This window comes from Vibrio sp. 10N.222.55.B11 (genome assembly GCF_041473705.1).
Lineage (GTDB): Bacteria > Pseudomonadota > Gammaproteobacteria > Enterobacterales > Vibrionaceae > Vibrio > Vibrio crassostreae_C.
This window is the reverse complement of sequence record NZ_JBFRST010000018.1, coordinates 88,013-110,203: the sequence shown is the minus strand read 5'-3', so window position 1 is coordinate 110,203 and position 22,191 is coordinate 88,013. Positions and strand designations below refer to the sequence as shown.

The 22,191-nt window shown below is 43.6% G+C and carries 20 protein-coding genes; 6 read left to right on the top strand and 14 right to left on the bottom strand.

The window, feature by feature from the left end; all coding sequences use genetic code 11:
- Positions 1–28: 28 nt before the first annotated feature.
- The 3 genes from AB4503_RS07480 to coxB are packed head-to-tail and all read right to left on the bottom strand — an operon-like array spanning position 29 to position 3,530.
- Entirely contained in the window at positions 29–658 is a 630-nt protein-coding gene (locus tag AB4503_RS07480; RefSeq protein WP_017064839.1) for a cytochrome c oxidase assembly protein, read from the bottom strand.
- A gap of 11 nt (positions 659–669) precedes the next feature.
- Complete coding sequence (ctaD, locus tag AB4503_RS07475; protein WP_017061756.1) at positions 670–2,331, bottom strand: cytochrome c oxidase subunit I; 1,662 nt, start codon at positions 2,329–2,331, stop codon at positions 670–672.
- A complete protein-coding gene (coxB, locus tag AB4503_RS07470) occupies positions 2,328–3,530 on the bottom strand; it encodes a cytochrome c oxidase subunit II (protein ID WP_048612909.1) in 1,203 nt (400 codons plus the stop codon). Before coxB ends, ctaD begins: the two co-directional genes overlap by 4 nt.
- Before the next feature lie 453 nt (positions 3,531–3,983).
- Here coxB and AB4503_RS07465 point away from each other — a divergent pair, with 453 nt between their 5' ends.
- A complete protein-coding gene (locus AB4503_RS07465) occupies positions 3,984–5,690 on the top strand; it encodes a phospho-sugar mutase (protein ID WP_372114142.1) in 1,707 nt (568 codons plus the stop codon).
- Positions 5,691–5,797: 107 nt separating this feature from the next.
- Here the strand turns inward: AB4503_RS07465 and AB4503_RS07460 are convergent, their stop codons facing one another.
- The 4 genes from AB4503_RS07460 to yegD form a co-directional block, all read right to left on the bottom strand.
- Positions 5,798–6,430: a LysE family translocator gene (locus tag AB4503_RS07460; RefSeq protein WP_372114141.1), complete on the bottom strand. Its 633-nt coding sequence runs from the start codon at positions 6,428–6,430 to the stop codon at positions 5,798–5,800.
- Positions 6,431–6,580: 150 nt separating this feature from the next.
- Positions 6,581–7,213, bottom strand: coding sequence for a fumarylacetoacetate hydrolase family protein (locus AB4503_RS07455; RefSeq protein WP_065585012.1), 633 nt, complete (start codon positions 7,211–7,213; stop codon positions 6,581–6,583).
- 348 nt (positions 7,214–7,561) lie between these two features.
- A complete protein-coding gene (locus AB4503_RS07450) occupies positions 7,562–8,620 on the bottom strand; it encodes a porin (protein WP_017066091.1) in 1,059 nt (352 codons plus the stop codon).
- 491 nt (positions 8,621–9,111) lie between these two features.
- Complete coding sequence (gene yegD / locus AB4503_RS07445) at positions 9,112–10,464, bottom strand: molecular chaperone (RefSeq protein WP_372114138.1); 1,353 nt, start codon at positions 10,462–10,464, stop codon at positions 9,112–9,114.
- A gap of 160 nt (positions 10,465–10,624) precedes the next feature.
- Between yegD and AB4503_RS07440 the strand changes: the two genes are divergently transcribed.
- A complete protein-coding gene (locus tag AB4503_RS07440) occupies positions 10,625–10,933 on the top strand; it encodes a DUF1289 domain-containing protein (protein ID WP_372114136.1) in 309 nt (102 codons plus the stop codon).
- Between the two features lie 129 nt (positions 10,934–11,062).
- On the opposite strand, the gene AB4503_RS07435 is transcribed toward AB4503_RS07440, so the two are convergent.
- Positions 11,063–11,413, bottom strand: a complete 351-nt coding sequence (locus AB4503_RS07435) for a HopJ type III effector protein (protein ID WP_017061764.1) — start codon at positions 11,411–11,413, stop codon at positions 11,063–11,065.
- 194 nt (positions 11,414–11,607) lie between these two features.
- Here AB4503_RS07435 and AB4503_RS07430 point away from each other — a divergent pair, with 194 nt between their 5' ends.
- Positions 11,608–12,267 (top strand): PilZ domain-containing protein, encoded by a 660-nt coding sequence (locus AB4503_RS07430; protein WP_102332012.1) that lies wholly within the window; start codon positions 11,608–11,610, stop codon positions 12,265–12,267.
- Between the two features lie 59 nt (positions 12,268–12,326).
- Here the strand turns inward: AB4503_RS07430 and luxQ are convergent, their stop codons facing one another.
- The 5 genes from luxQ to AB4503_RS07405 all read right to left on the bottom strand — a co-directional run bounded on the left by luxQ (position 12,327) and on the right by AB4503_RS07405 (position 17,531).
- Positions 12,327–14,900 (bottom strand): quorum-sensing autoinducer 2 sensor kinase/phosphatase LuxQ, encoded by a 2,574-nt coding sequence (gene luxQ / locus AB4503_RS07425; protein WP_372114134.1) that lies wholly within the window; start codon positions 14,898–14,900, stop codon positions 12,327–12,329.
- On the bottom strand, positions 14,900–15,994 hold the full coding sequence (locus tag AB4503_RS07420) for an autoinducer 2-binding periplasmic protein LuxP (protein WP_029235787.1): 1,095 nt from the start codon (positions 15,992–15,994) through the stop codon (positions 14,900–14,902). The genes luxQ and AB4503_RS07420 overlap by 1 nt, the downstream gene beginning before the upstream one ends.
- A gap of 308 nt (positions 15,995–16,302) precedes the next feature.
- Complete coding sequence (locus tag AB4503_RS07415; RefSeq protein WP_017061768.1) at positions 16,303–16,617, bottom strand: GIY-YIG nuclease family protein; 315 nt, start codon at positions 16,615–16,617, stop codon at positions 16,303–16,305.
- Positions 16,618–17,274: a YceH family protein gene (locus AB4503_RS07410; RefSeq protein ID WP_017061769.1), complete on the bottom strand. Its 657-nt coding sequence runs from the start codon at positions 17,272–17,274 to the stop codon at positions 16,618–16,620.
- Positions 17,275–17,330: 56 nt separating this feature from the next.
- The gene (locus AB4503_RS07405) at positions 17,331–17,531 is read right to left on the bottom strand and encodes a hypothetical protein (RefSeq protein ID WP_017061770.1); all 201 of its coding nucleotides are present in this window, start codon (positions 17,529–17,531) and stop codon (positions 17,331–17,333) included.
- Between the two features lie 195 nt (positions 17,532–17,726).
- Here AB4503_RS07405 and AB4503_RS07400 point away from each other — a divergent pair, with 195 nt between their 5' ends.
- The 3 genes from AB4503_RS07400 to AB4503_RS07390 all read left to right on the top strand — a co-directional run bounded on the left by AB4503_RS07400 (position 17,727) and on the right by AB4503_RS07390 (position 19,268).
- The gene (locus AB4503_RS07400; protein WP_004742367.1) at positions 17,727–18,041 is read left to right on the top strand and encodes a DUF496 family protein; all 315 of its coding nucleotides are present in this window, start codon (positions 17,727–17,729) and stop codon (positions 18,039–18,041) included.
- A 197-nt stretch (positions 18,042–18,238) separates the two neighbouring features.
- Positions 18,239–18,865: a D-Ala-D-Ala carboxypeptidase family metallohydrolase gene (locus tag AB4503_RS07395; RefSeq protein WP_017066096.1), complete on the top strand. Its 627-nt coding sequence runs from the start codon at positions 18,239–18,241 to the stop codon at positions 18,863–18,865.
- A 166-nt stretch (positions 18,866–19,031) separates the two neighbouring features.
- Positions 19,032–19,268: a hypothetical protein gene (locus tag AB4503_RS07390; RefSeq protein ID WP_017061772.1), complete on the top strand. Its 237-nt coding sequence runs from the start codon at positions 19,032–19,034 to the stop codon at positions 19,266–19,268.
- Between the two features lie 31 nt (positions 19,269–19,299).
- On the opposite strand, the gene AB4503_RS07385 is transcribed toward AB4503_RS07390, so the two are convergent.
- Complete coding sequence (locus tag AB4503_RS07385) at positions 19,300–21,864, bottom strand: ATP-binding protein (protein WP_372114200.1); 2,565 nt, start codon at positions 21,862–21,864, stop codon at positions 19,300–19,302.
- Between the last annotated feature and the right edge of the window lie 327 nt (positions 21,865–22,191).

Here is a 22,191-nt window from a genome sequence, read left to right as displayed (position 1 = left end):
CTTATGTTGATACTGGTTCTGTAAATTCCTAGTTACTTGCGAGTACGTTAGGCTCAGATTTATTGGCCGCAGCACCCACCTCATTCGTGATATTGAATAATGTGTAAGAGAGCGTCAGCGTATGTATCGATTCTGGAATATCTGGCTCAATGTAAAATATCAAACCCATTTCTGCGCTCTTGTGCCCGTCCAATGGCTGCTGATTAAAGCAAAAGCATTCCATCTTATTGAAGTAGGTTGCCCCCATACCTGGAGAAACCGACGGTACGGCTTGGCCAACCAATGAGGCTCCAGAAAGGTTTTTGGCAATGTAGTTAGTTTGAACCACCTCACCAGGATGAACCTCTAACACTCGAACTTCAGGCGAAAACTGCCATGGCATATCTGGCTTGATGTGGGACATGAATTCGACTCGAACCGTACGAGAGTAGTCTGGCTGCATTCCCTGAGGTTGCACCGCTGAAACAGTATTAGTTTTGCCATTGATGCCTAAGGCCTCACACATGACATCGTAGAGCGGCACCAAAGCGAAACCGAAGCAAAACATCGCAACCACGCTCAACACCAAGTAGCCCGTCAGCTTTTTGGTCGATCGCTTATTAGACAGGCGCTTAGGTTGTTTTTTATCTTGATTGGGATCGCTTTGCTTATCACTCATGGTTCTGCCCTCTAATCCACTTTCGGCGGATGGGTAAAGGTGTGGTGAGGCGCAGGGCTTGGTACTGTCCATTCAAGACCTTCAGCTCTATCCCAAGGCTTACTTGGCGCAGGCTCTCCCCCTCTTACGCACTTAATCGCTAGCCATAAGAAAATTAGCTGAGACAACCCAAACGCAAAACCACCAATCGACACGACTTGGTTAACGTCAGCAAACTGAATCGCATAATCAGGAATACGACGCGGCATACCCGCTAACCCTAAAAAGTGCATCGGGAAAAACAGTACATTAACTGAAATCACCGACGTCCAGAAATGCCACAGGCTGAGCTTGTGGTCGTACATATGTCCGGTCCACTTAGGCAGCCAATAATAGGCAGCAGCCATAATCGAGAACACGGCACCGGTTACCAGAACATAATGGAAGTGAGCCACAACAAAATAAGTATCGTGGTATTGGAAATCAGCTGGCACGATAGCGAGCATCAATCCAGATAACCCGCCAATCGTAAACAAAACAATGAAGGCAATCGCAAACAGCATTGGTGTTTCAAAGGTCAAAGCACCGCGCCACATGGTCGCCACCCAGTTGAAGACTTTCACACCGGTCGGCACCGCTATCAACATGGTGCAATACATGAAGAACAGTTCGGCAAATACTGGCATACCCGTGGTGAACATGTGGTGTGCCCAAACCAAAAATGACAACAGTGCGATACTACAGGTCGCATAAACCATCGAGTGATAACCAAACAGGCGCTTACCACTGAATGCAGGGATGATGGCTGAGACAATACCAAAAGACGGCAAGATCATGATGTACACTTCGGGGTGCCCAAAGAACCAGAATATGTGCTGGAACATGACGGGATCACCACCACCAGCGGCATCAAAGAAACTAGTCCCAAAATATTTGTCAGTCAGTACCATGGTCACCGCACCCGCGAGCACGGGCATCACGGCTATCAGCAAGAAAGCGGTAATTAACCAAGTCCATACGAACATCGGTAGCTTGAACCAAGTCATGCCCGGTGCGCGCATGTTCACTATGGTTACGATCACGTTAATCGCCCCCATGATCGAACTGATCCCCATAATATGAACTGAGAATACGAATAGCGCGGTACTGTCTGGGCCATAAGTTGTCGAGAGTGGCGCGTAGAAGGTCCAACCAAAGCTCGGGCCGCCACCCTCTGTAAACAAAGATCCGATTAAGATTAGAAACGCAAAAGGCAAGATCCAGAAACTGAGGTTGTTCATTCTCGGCAGCGCCATATCTGGTGCACCGATCATCATCGGAATCATCCAGTTAGCCAAACCCGTAAATGCAGGCATTACGGCACCGAATACCATGATTAAACCATGGACTGTAGTCATCTGATTGAAGAAATCTGGCTCAACGAGTTGCAAACCCGGTTGGAACAGCTCCGCACGGATCACCATCGCCATTGCGCCGCCCGTTAAGAACATTGCAAAGCTGAACCACAAATAAAGTGTACCAATGTCTTTATGATTGGTTGAATACAGCCAACGAGCCCAGCCTTTAGGTGCCGCATGTGAATCGTGATCATCAACAGGCAAATCATTATTGCCCAAGGTGCCTTCCGCAGAATGGCTCAGTACTTGATCTTCTGCTGGAGCCGATTTCACCGGCTTATTGATTGGTGAACTCATAACTGATCCTTAGCATCATTTTGTGCATCATCCGTTGAGCTTTCAGAACTGCCTTCTTGCTTCGCCTTATAAGCGTTGATATCTGAGGCCTGAACAATATCGCCGGTATCATTACCCCAAGCGTTTCGTTGATAAGTTACTACCGCTGCGATCTCTTTCTCGGTTAACTGATTATCGAATGCTTGCATCGCCGTACCGCCACGACCATAAACAATTGTGTCGATATGAACATCCACATCACCAAGGGCAATAGGACTTCCTTTGATGGCAGGGAATGCTCCAGGAATGCCCTCACCGTTTGCTTGGTGACAAACCGCACATCGAGTTTTGTAAACCTCTTCACCGATGGTATTCAACTCCGCCAAGGAAAGTGACGCATCTAATGCATCTTTCGCGGCTTGTTGTTCAGCTATCGCTAACTCTTTCTGTTCTGCTAGCCATGCGTCAAACTCGTCTTCTGCCATGGCATGTACCACTATCGGCATGAAACCATGAGCGCGGCCACACAACTCTGCACACTGCCCGCGGTAGACACCGGGCTCATCTATCTTTGTCCAAGCCTCGTTAATAAAACCCGGAATGGTATCTTTCTTAACGGCGAATGCTGGCACCCACCATGAGTGAATCACATCGTCGGAAGTCATCAAGAAACGGACTTTACGATCAACAGGCAGTACAAGTGGCTTATCAACTTCTAGCAAGTAATGCGCGCCTTTCACTTCGAGGCCTTCAATCTCTTTGTCACTGGTCGCTAGAAGGCTGAAAAATTCGACGTCTTCACCAAAATAGCTGTAATGCCATTTCCATTGTGAACCAGTGATTTTAACGGTCAGATCTGATTGGGAGGTATCTTCCATCGCGATCAAGGTTTTGGTGGCAGGTATCGCCATAGCGATGAGGATGATGATAGGGATGATGGTCCAAAGAATTTCGACTTTCGTGCTTTCATGAAAATGGGCAGCAACTGCGCCCTTCGATTTCCTGTGCCTCAAAATCGAATAAAACATCACACCAAAAACAACAAAGGCAATCGCACAACAGATGTAGAAGATCAGCATATGAAGTTCATACACCTTACCACTGATCTCAGTGACGCCTTGAGTCATGTTGTAATCACTGCTTGCGTGCACTAAAGGCGATACTAAAAGCACAACAAAACTCTTCAAAAGCCACGCTAGCCTAACCAGTAATCTCTTCAAAAGATCTCTCCTTATCCTTCCTAATTGGATACTTGCGACCTAAATGTCGTTGCGAGCTGGACAACATTCATTGTTATTCCGGCTACACATGAAAAGGCTGAATCTCAATCTACAACTCACATGGAACTAGCCTGTGAACGGGCTATTGACCTCATATAACCTAAGAAGTAATACGGTTCAAAAGCGTTGAAGGTTTCCATGAAAGATTCAAAAACGGCGAATTTGTTAAATTTTGTTATATTTATGTAAAAGGCTAGTTAGTGATATCCAATTATTCAAGGTAAGTTTACTTACTAAACAGTCAATTATTTGAAGTGGCTTAATCTACGTGCCCTCTTGCCGTTGGAATTTATTTTATATCGAGTTTTACGATTGCTTTCATGGAAATGAGAATTAATATCACTTAAATTAAATCAACGGTAAGTCATACAGACATTAATAGGTTTAGTGATTATGCAAGATGCAATGAATTGGTTAGCGAGAGACCCAGATCCAAGAACTCGTGAAGAACTTCAACACCTCATCGATGAGGGAATGCACGACGAACTTGAAGACCGCTTTACTCAACGATTAGAGTTCGGAACGGCAGGACTTAGAGGCAAAGTTGGATGCGGCCCAAATCGAATGAACCGTTTAGTCATACAGGAAACAGCAACCGGGCTCGGCCACTACTTAATCGAACATGTCGCTAATGCGACCATTCGCGGTGTGGTCGTCGGTTATGACGGCCGTTTAGATTCAAAGCAGTTCGCGATTGATACCGCTTCCGTACTCACGGCTTTAGGCATTAAGGTTTATCTAACCTCGAACGTCGCGGCGACCCCTATCGTTGCCTTTGGTATTGAGCACTTCAACGCCGCAGCTGCCGTTGTGGTGACGGCCAGCCACAACCCACCGGAATACAATGGTTTCAAAGTGTACTGGGAGAATGGCGCTCAAATCATTCCTCCTCACGATGCGGGTATTGCCGCTGAAATCGATATCGCATCGACCAAGCCGCTCCCTTTAATGAGCCTAAGTGACGCTGAGACGCAAGGTAAGTTGGTGTGGTTAACTGAAGGCTATTATCAAACGTACCGCGCTGCGATCAATCAGAGCCCATACGTGAGTGACGAGATCGAATCGGCGAACACCACCATCACCTATACCGCAATGCATGGTGTCGGCGCACAAATGGCCGAGGATCTACTTCACGATTCTGGTTTCCATAAGGTGTTCAGCGTCGCCGAGCAAAGAGAGCCCGATGGTAACTTCCCGACCGTCAACTTCCCGAATCCGGAAGAAAAAGGCGCGATGGATCTGGTGGTTAACTTAGCAAAAAGTGTCGATGCCGACATTGCTTGTGCCAACGATCCAGATGCAGACCGATTTGCGGTTGCAGTGAGAACAGATGATGGCTCATACAAAATGCTAACAGGTGACCAAGTCGGCGTGCTATTCGCTCATTATCTACTCTCAAAGCCACATACCAAAAACCAATTAGTTGGTAACAGTATCGTATCTTCAACATTGCTTGAAAAAGTAGCTCAATCCCACGGGGCGACTTATTTCCAAACGCTGACAGGTTTTAAATGGTTAGCGAATATTGGCATGCAATTGGAAAATGATCAGGACGACTTCTTGTTCGCCTATGAAGAAGCATTAGGCTACACAATTGGTACTCAAGTACGAGACAAAGATGGGCTGTCTGCTATTGTCGTGTTTGCTCAATTGGTTGAGGAGTTAAAATCTCAAGGTCGAACAGTTTGGGATCTTCTCGCTCAAATTTCATTTGAACATGGGGTTCATACCAACGCTCAGCGAAGTATTGCACTAGACCCAGATTCACCATCGATTGGTTCTAAGCTCCGCTCGGCACAGCCTAAAGCAATCAACGGTGTCGCTATCTCTGTAATTGAAGATTTGCAGTCTTCTTTACGCTTCGTCATTGGAGGCAATACTGAAGCCATTAACCTGCCTGCAAGTGACGTACTCATCTATCATCTCGAAGATGGTTCACGCATTATCGTAAGACCTTCCGGTACTGAGCCAAAAGTTAAGATCTACTATGAGACGGTGACAAAATTTGAAGGGACAGAAACCTACGAAGACACTCGCCTGCGCGGTGAGAAGTACATGGAGAAACTGATTGAACAACACCAACAAGAGTTGAATTCATAGCGATTTAGCGCGTTCAACATGTAACGGTTAAATATAAAAAATGGACGCTCGTAGCGTCCATTTTTGTCTCAGCGGCTAACCACGAGAAGATGTCTGATTTGATTCGTCTACGAAGTAAAGAAAGAAGACAACATCCAGATAGCTAACACGATGAAAACTCCGCCCATGACTTTCTGTTGATAGGTACGAAACTTCGCGTTTTCTACGAGAGATTTACCAATCGTACCCACTAACGCCACCAGCAAAAAGTTAAACGTTAAGCCGAGAACATTCAGTAATAAACCCAGAACAAGCATCTGCTGACCGGAAGTCGCTTCAATATTCGTCGACACAAACTGAGGCAGAAACATCACAAAGAAAACCAAGGCTTTAGGATTAAGCAGGTTACTGATTAGCGCTCTTTGATAGTAGGCTTTTGCTGCAAAGTTATCGCTTAACTCAGGCGCGTTACCCAGCTCTGTTCGCAGGCAGTCCCATCCCATCTTCAACAAGTACGCGCCGCCTAACAAATGTAGAGCTTTAAGCGCTATTGGGCTCATTGCGATCAACGCTGATACACCCATAGCCGCTAATACTGTCAGAATGATTCCAGAAGTCGCATTACCTAGGCTTGCAAACACGCCGACCTTACGGCCATAGCTCATGCTTGAACTCGCAATCAGTAACATATCAGGGCCAGGTAAAAGAAGAAGTGCAACAACGGCAGTCAGGTAGACAGGTAAAATGGTTAAGTCGATCATGAGGGTCAGCATTGATAAAAACGGAGGCGGATTTTATATCAATTACCAACACCCTTCCAGATGCAATCAGTTGTTCGACGTTTATTTAATCGAATTAAAAACCAACATTAAGCGACAAAGCCAATTTATTAACTAAATAGAAAAGACTAATTAACTTGCTACCCATTCGATCTCAATCAATGTCGTATCGCCACACTTTAGGCGACCAAGGAAGATATCGCCTCGATGTACGGCCCCAACACCTTTTGGCGTACCTGTCATCACAACATCGCCGTCTAGTAAGGTGGTATAAGAAGACAGCTCTTCTAGGATAGTTTTTGGAGAGTAAAGCATCTGCTCAACATGTCCTTTCTGAACACGAACACAGTTAATAAACAACTCTAGGTTTAAGTCTGCAAGGTCTAAGTTATCAATTGGAACAAAGCGACTAAATACGGCTGAGCCATCAAAAGCTTTGGCGCGTTCCCAAGGTAAGCCTTTCGCTTTTAAGCTACTTTGCAACTCACGCTTGGTGAGGTCTAACCCTAAGCCCACGGCTGAGTATTGGCCATTTTCAACGATAAAGCAGATTTCAGCTTCATAGTGCAGTGCTTCTTGATGAAACGAAGAAAGAGAGGAAGTCACGCTGGTGCTTGGTTTATTAAACACCACCATAGAGTCAGGAATCGCATTGTTAAGTTCTTCAATGTGATCGACATAGTTACGCCCAACACACAGTACTTTTGTTGGGGTTGCTGTTCGTTTCGACTTCATCAATTGTTTCTGATCTACAACGCTGCTCATAGTTTATCCCTGAACTATTTTTAGAGAGCAGAGTTTAGCGCATCATAAAATGAGAGTCTTCGACAAGATGATTACCGATCTCTAAATTCTGATCTTGAGCTCAATTCATTGATTTGAATACTTTTAGGTAAATATCGGTGTATACCTCGACCGACCCAGCAGGAATAGAGTCATCGGCTTACATAAATTAGAGAAAATGAAACTAAAGTAGGCAGTTAAATTTGAAGAGCATTAAAACGAAAGAAGCCCTCTCAAACCAAAGGCTTGAGAGGGCTTAGCATGGTGTCTAGGACAGTATCCTAAAAGGTAAACTTAAGGAGTCAACACTATGCTAAATAAGTCTGCGACTTATAGGTAGTAACGAGCACCAAGTAGCCACTGGTCATCAGCTTTTTCTTTGTACACGCCAGAACCTTGTAGGTCGAACTGGTAACCAGCAAAGCCTACGAACTGAGATGTGAAGTTGTATTCAGCTTGTAGAGCTGAAGTGCTGTATACAGTTTCGCTGTTCTTGTCGTCTTCTACCGCTTCGTAGTTAACGCTTAAGTTCAGACTGTTAGAAAGTGCGTAAGAAGCAAGTAATTCAACTGCAACTGTCTCTTCTAAAGCAACACCAGAGCTTGAGTTCATGTAGTTATTCATAGCATAAACACCAGCTAAGAATAGACCTTCAGAACCGTAAGAACCGTAAGTAGCACTCACTACGTTAGAATCAGCAGTTTTAGAACCACCGCCAATGTTACCAAATGTAACGTCACCAGTGTTGTATGCGTAGTTTGCTGTGAAATCAGCAATTGCGTAGTTCAATGCAATTTGAGCACGGTTACCGTATTTGTTTGTGTTTGTATCTGAAACTTTATCAGTCTTGCGGCCTTGCCATGCAACACCTACGTTTAGAGAACCAGCGTTACCAAAATCGATAGCATTGCCGTAACTCACCATCTCTTCGCCACGACCAGTACCTAGGTTACCGTGATCGTCGTAGATGAAGTCATTCGCGAATGCGATTGGCATATCTGCAACACCAGCAACGTTGTAGTATGGCGCCCATTGAGTACCAACAACACCACGACCGAAGTCTTCATGAGTTAGACCAATGTAGCCAAGACGAGTTGTGAATGACTCGTCGCCGCCGTCAAGCATGTTTAGCGCCCATTCGCCTTTAGCATCAGCTGTAAAGCCATTACCAAGATCGTGAGTTGCGCCGAAGTTGATACGTGGAGAAACTGACTCAACACCGATATCGTCTTCGCTGATACGGTCATCGCTGTTTACGTCACCAACTGCAACTGATACGTGACCACCAACAGAGAATGTTGTGCCGTCTTCGTTGTAAAGTTCTACAGCAACTGCCTGTGTACCAAATACTGCACCAGAAATTGCTAGCGCTAAAAGTTTCTTATTCATTGTCATATCCATTATGTAACTGGGTGAGTTATTCACTAACAACCTCGTGCTTACGGAGAAGTTGTTACCTGCATTTAACAAGTAGGCAAACACTAATATACGAATGACAAAAAAGTTGCATTAAAATATATAAAATAAAAAAAATCGCACTATAAAAAACAAAAATACCTTTTAAAACAGTTGATTAACACGAAAATTACTGGGATCTCCTTTCATTCTTTGAGATAAATACTTTGATTATTTTTGATTTTATAATCACTAAAAAAGCATTAAAAATCTAAACCCAAGGTAACTCATCAGACCATCGAGAGGCTCGCCTTTGCCTTTGAAACATTTTGTAACACGTAGAGCTCAGCTGAAATATTTAGCTTTGTGAAACAAATCCCAATATGAGCTAGGAAAAATCGTTCAATAGAAAGTTCATTAGAGAAAAACAAAAAAAGGGCAACCAATCAGCGACTGGTTGCCCTTCATAACTCATCATTGAACTCTTATTTGAAGCAAACCTCAGCCCAACGAGCTAAACCTGCAGTTACTGAACCGAAGTAATTACCACTCACAATCGGTACATTCGGCACAGCTTGTTGTACGGCTTCACGAAGTATCGGTGAACGAGCGGAACCACCCGTCATGTAGATTACGTCTGGCTTTTTCTGGCCTTGTTGAATCGCTTCTTTAACCAACTCAATCATCTTAGACTTTGGTGTTTCAATCGCTTCAACCATCTGTTCGACTGAGATATCTACCTCGACCAGTTCAGAGGCAACATTAATCGCAGCACGATATTGAGGGGATTCTGCCAGCGCAATCTTGGCCTCTTCCGCTCTACGCACAATACCGTAGCCCAAGGTGTCGTGATAAACCTTCATCAAACGTTCTAGCTTTTGAGGCTCTGACGCTTCTTTGCGAAGTAGTTTTAGTGCCGCTAGGTTTTCTCTTGAATAGAAATTCTTTTGAGCTTCAACATTATTAATCGCAATTGGATTCCAGAATTGCGTCAATGGCATATCGATACCCGAAATACCTTTGCTACCCATACCAAAAGGTGACATCAGTTGTTTGAACGCAAGATAGATATCGAGGTCATTCCCCCCTACCCTTTGTCCACTGTGTGCGAGCAAACTCTGGGTACGATCCGCTTTACCCGACCAAGTTGGTCCCATTTCTAATAGTGAGCAATCGGTGGTACCACCGCCAATATCAACAACCAATACTGTTTGGTTTTCAGTTAATGTGCTTTCGTAATCAAGGCCTGCGGCTACGGGCTCAAATTGAAAAGCGATATCAAGGAAACCGGCACGCTTAGCTGCGCGAGACAGTATGTCTTCAGCTTGTCTGTTCGCCTCTTCACCACCTCGACCGTGGAAGTTAATTGGTCGGCCGATAACAGCTTGCTTGATCTGCTCTTGAGTCGTGAGTTCGGCTTGATTCTTGATATTTGCCATCATGGCGCACACTAAATCTTCGAAAAAGCTCACCTGCACATCATGCAGTCCACTCGCGCCAAGGAAAGATTTAGGGGACTTAACATAATAAACATCGCGAGGGTCTTCTATATATAAGTCCAACGCAGCCTGACCAAATGCCATGTCTTCTGGCACTAAGTCGATACTCTCTTCTCTGTTCAGCGCAATCGCACGTCGTAGTACTTGCTCACCGATCGCATCACTCGGCTTGATATTCAAGTGGCGGAATAGATGTTCAGAAACACTCTCACGAGTAGGCGCAAACACGGTTGAGGGAATATAGTGGTTGTTACCTTCTAGCGGTAACAGGCTTGGCTCTCCATTAACCATCGCCGCGACAGAACAGTTCGCTGTTCCATAATCAAATCCAATAAACATAATATCCCCCCACTCAACAAAAGGGGCGAGATGCTACATGAAAAGCCTAAAAATTACGAGGTCATTTCTAAATTTAACTGAGTAATTTCTTAGCTTAACGGCTCTTCAAGAAGAAACAAATATGCTACATTTCAGCCCAAATGAATCACAGGTTAGAGAAATGAAAACACCTTGCCGAGCGGCTTGTAAAAATAATGGCGGAATGTGTAGTGGCTGCTTTCGAACAATGGATGAAATTATAGGTTGGAAAGGCTTATCTGAAGAAGAGCAAACGTCGGTTATGGATAATCTTAGTGGCGCGAGTTCGACTCACCAATGTCCACAGTGTAATGAGCCAGCTCAATGCGATATCAGTGCGGGCAAAGAGACGTGTTGGTGTTTTGAGTTAGAAAAACGAGATACTAGCGATATTCCAAAGGCTGGAGTTTGTATGTGTCGTAAGTGCTTGTCTGCCCGTTCAGTAGTTTAGAGCCCATTTAGTAAGTTACTGGATAGCAAGTTACTAGCCAGTTCAACATAGACAAAAAAAGCGAGAGGTTGTTTTCTCGCTTCAAAATACTGAGATTAAATTTCGACCTAATCGTTACCTGGTTAGTGTCTACTTCACTTTTGCAACCAGCGCAGGCTGAGAAAACTGGATACCATTCCAGCCATGAACCATAAAGTTACGAATATTTTGATGGTCGCTGTTCTCAGGAAAACCGAGCACGTCGTTACGATAAAATTGACCAAAACAAGCAAGTGTTTGCTCTGCTGATAGGCCTTGCTCTAAACCAAAAGCAAAAATCTTACACGAACCATTATTCTGCCCTGCAGCGTTCACTACCTCACCATTGCGAAATTCGCGCTCAGAAAAATCATAGTGAGCTTCGATCACTTGCATTGTATCTTCAAATTGCACGGCCTCTGGGGTTTCAGCCAGAGTATTCAATAAGGTTTCCAGTTCCATTTACTATTTCTCCATCAAGTATATATCTGTCAGCAGTGTATCTTGTTTTAAGACAAGAGTAAGCCGTTGTTTACTTGAGATAGCGATTCACTTTTTTGTTGTACGCTGCTAATTACTTCAATGAAACTAATGACATAGTTTTATCAGGGCGTTATATTATTTTATCAAACGATTAACATTGTTCAGTAACGAATATGCATAAAGATAAAAACTTAGAACTGTTCAGATACCTAAAGCCAGGTACAAAAACAGCAGGTGTATTGGAATTTGGCCCAGACGACTCAATCCAGATCAGTACACTTTATATCGGACACAAAGAAGATCAGTACCTCATCCTAGAGCTTACGCAAAAAGCGACAGAAGCACTGACGCTGAGAAAGCTCACAAACGTTGATATTATTGTTCGTGCGATTACCGACACCGAACTTGGGCACATTGTCGCGTTCAAAACCAATGTACTGGCTCATATCACCTCTCCAGCACATCTAATCTTCCTTCGCCCACCCTCAAACTTTGCAACCAAGCCTATTCGTGAACACGAAAGGTATAAAGTACGTCTCAGCTGTGAAGTCACTTTTGATACCTTGTCGCTGGATGCCACACTAGTCGACTTTTCAGCGTCAGGGTGCGGTATCTATCTTACCCAGCAATCAGATATTGATGTCGGCTGGAAGATAAAAGTCAATTCTGACTTAAATGAGTACTTAGATGACGATCTTGTCTACAAGGTGGTAAGTAAGAAAAGGCAAAGACAAGGCCGGTTGCTAGGTATCCAATTCCCTGAACACCTAGATATGAGTGATGAGTTGAAAACGCTGCTATTGGAACAAGCCTTTGTCGCTGGCTCGATATAAAGGCAGAAAATTAGTTACTTCTCTTCAACAGACTCCATTAAAGAGCACTAAGTTAAAGCCTAGTGCTCTGTGTCATTCCAGTATGAGTTTTTGAAATGAACAAACGCTTGGTGGAGCGACTCTTCTTTAATCGGCTTTACAATCACGTAATTCGCCCCTGCGGCCATAAAGCTGTCTCTAGTTGACTCTTGAGCATCAGCGGTACACGCATAAATAGGGGCTGACACACCAATCTCACCTCTTAGCTGCTGAGTGGTTTCAACACCACCGAGATTAGGGAGTTGGTTATCCATCAAGATCAAGTCATAGGTAATCGTCTTAGCCATCTCAATCGCTTCTAAGCCATCTTTTGCCCAGGTGACGACCATGCCATATTTCTTACAGAAAGCCTGAGCAATAAAGGCGTTGGTGTGATTGTCTTCCACCAGCAACACATTCAAAGGTCGACTAAACAACGCCTCTGGCTCAACCTCAGCTTGTTGCTTAGCATCGACTAATAGCGGCTTGGCGTGTACGACTACAGGAATTTCTATCGTGAACTCTGAGCCTTGACCTATCACGCTGCGGACTTGAATGTCCCCTTCCAGCATATCGACCAGATTTTTTACAATTGTAAGTCCTAAACCAGTGCCACCATATTCACGAGTGGTGGTCTCTTCGGCTTGAACAAAGGGTTCAAAAACAGCATCAATTTTGCTTTCATCAATACCAATGCCAGAATCTTTCACTCGAACGATCAAGCTGGCGTGATCGGAGTTAAAGATACTCTCGATCTCAAAGCTGACGGAGATACCGCCTTGATGAGTGAATTTAAAAGCATTACTCAACAGATTAAACATGATCTGATTGAGGCGTACTTGGTCGGTATTGATTTCAATGTCATCAACCAAGTGATTCACAATGGTAAATTCGACGGATTTATCTTCACACAGCGGTCGATAGATGCTGTCTAAGGTATTAACTAACTCCCCTAAACGGAAGTCTTTCTTTTGAATATTAAACTGCCCTTGCTCAATCTTTGAGAAGTCCAAGATATCGTTAAGTACCGCCAGTAAATGTTCCGCACTATTACACAGTACATCCACCTGCTCGCGATTATCTTCATTGTGCATAGAGCGCTTGAGCAGCTGAGACACACCGAGAATACCGTTGAGCGGCGTGCGAATCTCATGACTCATCTTAGCTAAGAAGTCTGCTCGCACATTCGCAAGATGCTCAGCTTCTTCTCTTGCTCGATCAGCCTGTCTTTCCGCCTCGATAAGCTTAGTAATATCTTGCCCTTGTACCACCACTCCTGTGATGCCGTGTTCCACGCGAATAGCAGACATGTTCCAACGAAACACCTTTTCACCAATGGGTACGTTAATACCCGTCAGTTTAGAACCCTGAACCACCATTTGAATATTAGGCAGCATTCGCTGCTCAAACTCTTGGGCAATTGGACCATAATTGTCATCAGCATCGAACAACGCCATGCGAGCGGCGGGGTTCATCTGAATCAAATCGCCTTTTTCAGACCAAACTAAGATAGGCGAATGAGCAAAGTTAAAGAGATCTTGGAATTTTTGATTCTGTTCAGATAAGCGCTCAAAGGTGTCTTCAAGAGTACAACCAATATGATGAAATTCGAAAATGTTAGAGCCATCGAACTTGTTGTACTTTTCGCTAGCACTTGCCGAACGAGTAAAGTCCATTAGCTTATCAAGCTCGGCTGAGACTCTCTTTTGAATCCAAGTTCGAGCAAAAAAAGACATCAATATGATCACCACAATCACCACGATGATCGCACGCTGATAATTCTCTTCTAACGCAATGAAATTATTATTTTTTTGAACAGCTCGAATGATTAAAGGAGTTTCAACAGCATTAATCTTAATGGTTGCGATGGTAACGAAATGACGCGGCAACTGTTCGTACATTTGGTAATTGAGGATGTCAGTAATGGTGTAGCTTTCATCACCACTGAATGTCGATGTCACCGGTGTACCGTGCGCTTCAATCACGATATTTTCGCTATTACTGCCCTGTTGGATTGACTCAGCCAAAGAGAAGTTGTTGTCAAGCACAATGGCGATATAGAGTTGACCAAGGACTTCCCCAGTAGCGTTATCAACAATAGGGGTACGGCGAGCCAACAAGTGACGCTTACCTATATCTGTCCTCAGTTTAATAAAATGCCAATTACTGCTGAACGAAACCTCATCAGAAATATGCTTTAAGTTGGACTCATCCAAACCATAAAATTGACTGTTGCCGTCTTCCCAAGCCAAACCATCGTGGGTTGAGACAAAGCGTAAATCTGGTGCATGATCCGGTTCACGTTGGTCAACACCAAAGAAAAAGTAGCTCAGAGTCTCGTCATTACCCGTATCAAAGTACTCTCTGAGAGTTTCACTGTGTGAGCTACTGTCTTGATGGATTTGCAGCACCGACAAACGATAATCAAACATGTTTTGGATCAGGCTTGAGGTTTGCTGTACCGTTCGATTCGTCTCTTGCTGTACGATATTACTGCTGGTTTCATAATTATGAATAAGCACGCCAAGTGCCATCACGCCTATCACCAAAATAACGATACGCGTAATGAGTCTAGCTAAAGTGTTTCTAGGTGTACTGGCGTAACTTTTCTTCATTAGTGACCTGAGTACCTAAATGCTCGCTGTTTAAGTTCTGAAATACGTTCTGGGGAATCTTCCTTGGTGACAATTTCAAATTCACCAGAGTAAACGGTAGGCACTTCCAAACCGGCTAGATCCCACTTGATCGCCTCTGCCATTGCAATGCCTGTATCGTCGTTCATACGCATGACAGTAACATCTAGGTCGCCCCTTGCAATGGCTTCAAGTTCAGCAGAGCCGCCTCCCCAACCATTCACTAAGATGTCTTGGCCCGATTCACGAATCGCTTCCATTGCACCGAGAGCGACATCCGTTGAACATGCATAGATAAAGTCTAGATCCTTATCGTTCTCTATGCTGATTTTAGCCGCTTGGTAGCCACTGTCTTTGTTTGATTTTGTGTAAAACGAAGACTTAAGGGTAAAGTTGGTAACCGTATTCACTTCATGGATAAAAGTATCTCCACGCGCATCACTGATATAGCCTTGTGAGTAATACAAAACAGAATACTTACTGTCTGGCGGACTTACTTGTTTAAAATAGTCCGCCAGTTTTAAGCTGCCTGTCGCATGGTCAAAACCCACATACATAAATGGCTGTCTATCTGCCCAAGCTCGCACTGGCGTCGTGATATTTTGAAGAATCAGTTTGGTGTCTGTAGAGGTCAACACGTGCTCGATAAACTTGCGGTGGCGCGTGGTATCTAGCGTGAAAATCAAATAATCCGTCTTGTTTTCAATCGCTTCTTGCAACGAAATACTCTGCTGCGCGAGATCGGCATTAATACGGGTAAATACTTGATTTATTTGGTAGCGGATCTTCAGCCTATCGAGACGCTTCTCAAAAGCTTGAATATTACGAACCCAGTAATCCGAGATCTGTTGGCCCGGATACACCACGGAAATCGTAATTGGTTCGTCTTGGATTCTTCTCAGTGGCACAGGGTGATTTTGTACAGCCTCGACCATTTTATCGGTCAATGCTCTTTGTTCTGGAAAAGTGGAAAGATAATCTTGGTATTCCCAGTACCTATTGAGGACATGAGTACCATGGGAAAGAGCGGACGCAGAAAATACGGCAAGTCCAAACAACATCAGTAAACGTTTCATATTTTTCTCGTTTTATATGAGCTACTTTGGCTCATTTTTTAACCTAGCATGACACCATCTCTTTGTATGGCTAATGGATATTATGTAGGACAACGATGATAAATGATAGCGTCTAACACTAATTAGAACGACATTCTAAATGAGCAATATGTTAATTTGGAATGGAGATTAAGAACAACGAGTTAAATTATGATTTCAGCCCATTCACGGTAAGAGTAATTACCATTTAAATTCATAAGCTTAGCTAGAGCCGATATAGCTCCTTACACTATTAAGATTTAATCAATAACAAACATTTTAGCTATGAATTATGAGACTTCGATATATTGAATTTTGTCTTTTTGCCACTCAATAATCAGTTTGAGTGATACCAGTTTTTCTTTGCGGGATTTGGGCAACTGCTTGATCGCGTATTCGGTTTTCAACGCCTCACTTTTTGAGCCAACACCAAAGCTCCAAACCAGCTTAAGTGGGCCTTTACCTTTTAAAGCTTTGGCGCCTTTACCGGTTTGATGTTGTTCAAATCGACGTTCTAGATTGTTCGTCACGCCACAATAAAGGGCATTGTGACGATTGCGGATCAAGTACACGACCCAATCCGCATTTTTATCAGCATCTGACATTTAAAGCAGTGATTCAACCAGAGCCTTAAGCTCTGCCACTTCTGCTCGTAGGCTTGCAACTTCAGACTCAAGCTCTTCAAACTTTTCACTCGTTGCAGAGGGGGCAGCCGCGCTTACTGATGCCATCGCAAACGCTTCAACGTCCACTTCACCGCTCAACAAATGCTGGTAGCGTGATTCACGTTTACCCGCTTCGCGTGGCAGCTTCACAACCAAGGCACCTGCTTCTCTTGCAGCGAGTTTGTCTAATGTTGCTTCTACTTCTTTCACATCACTAAAGTTTGCAAGGCGACCCGTTCGAGTACGAAGTTCACCGGGTGTTTGCGCACCGCGCAGTAACATACAGCAGATGATTGCACGCTCTTGCTCTGTAAATTGCAGATCGCCGAACTCAGTGTTGCAGAAACGATGCTGATACTTATTAACACGGCTATTGAAGCTGCTCTCATCACTCACCATGCGACGTCCGATTAAACCATCAACTGCATCTAAAACATCTGACTCAGAAAGAGAGAGAACAGGTTCACGGTTACTCTTTTGATTGCATGCCGTGGTTAAACTGTTCAGTGTCAGTGGGTAATGATCGGGAGTAGTGACTTCTTTCTCGATCAAACAACCGATAATTCTCGCTTCAATTGGGGAAAGTACTGTGTTCATCGTTTTTCCTTTTTATTATTTTGATAATTCCATCTCAACACCTAACAATGCAGTAACTAGTGTTCAGACAAAATTGGTACTCGTTTCTTTCTGCCCTGTTCATCAATCATTATGATCTTAGAACGGTTTAGCTCTATTTCCACGACTTCCAAATAAGTACGCTCTTGTACATACGCATCACGAAGCTTGTTTTGTTCTGCTGAAGATTCAGTGACATTCTCGTCCAATTCTTCGTTTTCCAATTGTTGTTGATTCATTTCACATTTCGTATCAATGCAGTATCTACATGGGATACTAACTTGAACGGTAAGATAAAAACAATCACACATCAGCGAGAGTGACGAATAATTAAACAACCTTACTTTTGCTTTGATCTAAAGACTGTTACATCATCAATTGATGTGCTTTAATCAGAAGCAGACAACGTATTTGACGAATAGGAAAAGGAATCTATGAGCAGCGTATTTGAAATTGTTAACCAAGCACGACGTAAGAACAAACTTAAGCGTGAACTTTTAGACAACGAAAAGAAAGTTCGTGACAACCGTAAGCGTGTCGACCTTCTTGATAACCTACTTGATTACATCAAGCCAGAGATGACCCACGACGAGATCCTAGGCATTATCAAAAATATGAAAGCTGACTACGAAGACCGTGTTGATGACCACATCATCAAGAGCGCTGAGATTTCTAAAGCTCGCCGTGACATCAGCCGTCGCATTCGTGAACTGACAGAAGAAGACAAGCAAATCCAAGGTAAGAAGTAATCTAACCTCGCTAATTTACTTGTAACAATGTTAGTAACCCACTCTTAGTAGTGGGTTTTTTTTACCTAAACTCCAGCGTCTATACTTAAGCATCTAAACCTAACCGTCTAGGCTTAAGCGTACCTAAGCAAAATGAATGAAACTCAACAGCAGTATCAAACTAAATAACGAGTGTACACTAGCGATGGAGAGACTTTATGTACGGAAGTATTCTGATAACCTTGGCGTTATCAACGACACAACCTTACCCTGAAAAATTTGAGAAACTTTATACCGAAGAAACCGAAATCACTTATGACGATCTCGTGGTCGATGTTCATGGCTACAAGGTTCCGACCCGATCAGCATTTCGAGGTTGGATGCTCCTCAATCACGCTCAAGACCAAGTGAGAGCAATCGGACAACAACTCAAGGACAATGGCGTTACTCAGAGCATGCCTCTGCATCTCGTTCTATTGCAAGGGACGGATTGGGCAATGAGTAATACAACCTTGTTTACCCTCCCAAATAAGAAACATGTGCCAAACATGATCAATACCCTGAAGTACATACAACAATATATTGAGCCTGAAATCGGTGTTGTTATACCAGTATCTGGAGAGCGAACCGATATCTACAATCAACAAGCTGGTGGTGCACTGCGAAGTAAGCACTTAGAGTTTTGTGCCTTAGACCTAGTGCCTGCAAATGACATTACTCGCGAAGATCTACACGTGAAACTTAAAAAGATTCATTCGGAATTCGGGCAAAAAAATAATGTTGGGCTTGGTTTATATTCAGGTGTTCGATTCCACATCGATACTTGTGGGTTTAGACAATGGTAAAGAAACACGATCAAGTCATAAAGACCTGCAATTCGCACGTGTCACTTAGACTCTAAAAACAAGCGAAATTACATAAGATTATGATTTTAAATGTAAATTAAAACTGGAACGCTAATTGATATTAATAACAAGTATCATAATTATTAATAGCAATTAGGAATTCAATATGAAGACGATGACTCAACGCTTTCAAACTCTGCTTTCTGTTTCAAACTTCAGTCTAGCTATCACAACCTTGCTTATGCTTCTCAGTATTATTGTTGCTTATCCAATGGCCGATCACTTCTCACTGCCAATTCAAATCGTCGCCCACATCAGCACCATCTTAGTCGCAGCCTTGCTGAACATCAGCTATGTCGGTCGTTGCCTTGCACAATACAACCTTGGATTGGAAGTTCGTTAAGTAGCGCCGCGCTAGCCTTGATACGGGAGCCCTAGACAATATCAAGGCTACTGAAAAGATCGTACAGCTGGTGAGATTTATAGGGTTTAGGTAAGTAGGCGTTCATACCGGCTTCAAAACAATCTTTGATGTCTTCTTCTAGAACACTGGCGGTTAAAGCTATGATGGGTAATGGTGTGACTTGTTGATCGGCTTCCCACTGACGTATCGCACGAGTCGCCGTTATGCCATCCATAACAGGCATCATGCAGTCCATTAAGACTGCATCAAACTGAGCACCCTGGGTGATGACATCCACCGCTTCTTGGCCATTACTGGCAATCAAATATTCATAACCCGCTTGCTCAAGGAAGAAGCTCGCTATTTTTTGATTCATCAGATTGTCTTCAACGATCAAAATGCGTCGATTCAGAGAGCGAACTTCTTCATCTTTTGCTTCCACTTGAGGCGTTTGCTCTTCGCCCACATCGAGAGATTGTAAGCTGGTTAAGAAACGTCGGCCCAAGAATGGCAAAGTATGAGTCGAGTGGACCGTTTCTCTGATTAGGTTGGTTTTAAATAGGTGATGCTGACAAACGATGACGCGAGCAAGAGGATATATCACCTTCAACGTCGCAAGATCTTTTTCCATAGAGTGGTGCAAGGTATGACAATAAAGTATGAAGTCACTTTCTTTTACACTTTCACTAAGAGCAGCAATGGATGACACCACATTGGCTCGAACATTCAAACGCTCACACTCTTTAACGAGCTGATCGAGGTAATTGAAAGAGTTCGAGATGATGGTCGCTCGGCTCAGGTTATCGAAAGTTTGAACAGGCGCTTCTACAACATCGACATACAAACAAAAAGTGAATGTAGAGCCCTCTCCTTTCACTGAACGCGCGGTAATGTAACCACCCATCAAATCAACAAGCTGTCGACAAATCGCAAGCCCTAACCCCGTACCGCCAAATTGACGGGTAATGCTGCCATCTTCTTGAGGGAAAGGTTCAAATATGGACTCTAACTTCTCGGGCTCAATCCCAATCCCGGTATCAGACACGCTGCATTCAAGCTTGCCCCTGCCCATAGACATAGGTGTATAAGCAATGTCAGTTGTAATTGTGCCCTTAGACGTAAATTTGATGGCATTAGAAAGCAGATTGGTCAGCACCTGTCTCACGCGGTACTCATCGAAAAACAGTTGTGACGGCGTTTGATAATCGATATTGATGTCGAGCTCAATATCCTTACTTATCGCTTTCGACTGAATCACACTCACAGAGTCATAAACCGCTTCTCGCAAATCAGCATTGTGTGGTGACAACATCAAGTTACCCGACTCGATTTTAGACAGGTCGAGTATGTCATTCAGCAGCACCAGTAAAGAGTGAGAAGACGATTCGATATCCCCCAGTACTTCTTGTTGATTTGGGCTCAGTTGGCTTTGAGATAAGATCTCAGCCATGCCAATGATCCCGTTAAGTGGCGTGCGTATTTCATGTGACATATTTGCTAAGAATGCGCTTTTGGCTTTGTTAGCCGAAATCGCGTCTTCTTTTGCTGTTATCAACTCTTTGTTGTGCAGATAGTTGCGTTCCATCACTCGATTTAGGGTTTCAGTGAACTCGGCAAGCTCATCGTTCCCTTGGATACGAATCACCTTTGGCTGGCCGTAGCTATCAGCGCATTCCGACACACCTTTCAAGATAATCGACAGGTTTCTGTTTAAGCGCAGAGATGTCGCAACCCCAAGCCACATCAAAACACCAGAAGCGATGAGTATAAGCAACGTCATGACCAAGGTTTGCCTTTTCTGCAACGCGATATTCTTGGTCAGTTCAAACTGTATTTGATTGGTGTAAGCGCCAATCGCGTTTGAAATAGCCCGTTTTTTAACCTCTAAGCTTTTCAAGTGTTGATATATTTCGGGTGATGAAAAGTCCCCTTTGAGGATTCGAGATGTAAATTTGTCTTGGAATTCATCTTTGGCGACAGCGTTTAGCAACTGTCTAATGTTTGGAGAACGCGTATCCGAACGGAAAAATGTATCTAATAGCTGTTGCTGCCTCTCTAGAGCAGCGACATAGCTAAGCAAGTATTGGTTTTTAAACTCTGGGGAGCGATTCAAACTGAAGCTTAACCACGCTTCTCTCTGAGTCCAAAACACATAATGCGTAAGATTGATAAACATCGCTTCAGCTTGACCGATATTTTCATCGACTAAGGCCATACGATATTCAGACAGCTCCATCAGCACGTCTTTTAACAAGTCGAAAGCGCGCTCTGTCAATTTTCTGCTGTCTGTCGTTTCAGGTGTACTAGCTAGGATCATCAACAACTTTTTCAATTCAGCTAACTGAGGGTCAATACTCCAATTGCTGTCGAACCGTTGAAGTCGCATTCCATACTGAGTCAGTCTATCCAGTTCTGATTGCAGTGTTAAAAGCAACTGACCTTTCTCAGGGGAATCATTAGACAGCACCAACCATCGATAAGCATCACTTGAAACCGTATTAAAAAATTGAAGCGCTTCGACCTTAATACGCGTTGTTTCAAGGTGATTCATCTTCTCATCGTTCTTAAGCACTTCATTCACTGTAAACCCGAACATAATGAGTACAGAAACCGTGGAAAGAAAAATAAGACGCCATCTAATTGACATATTTATCATTTTTATAACGACTCCCTTCCCGAAAGTAATTTACCTAGCCCAAATTAAGAATAGGACATTAACAGGGGGTTATTGATCAAATTGGATATGAACAAATGATACTCTGAGCCCAGAACGAAAAATTAGAATCAACAGGCATCCAAAACAGGGCTTTAAAGCGGAGGAGTCTGCTTTACTAAGTGAGATTGAGACAAGCCGATTTTAGACAAGTGAACGTTACGTGAGAGAGGTCTACTCGAGGAGGTTTCTACAAATGAGATGTAAGCA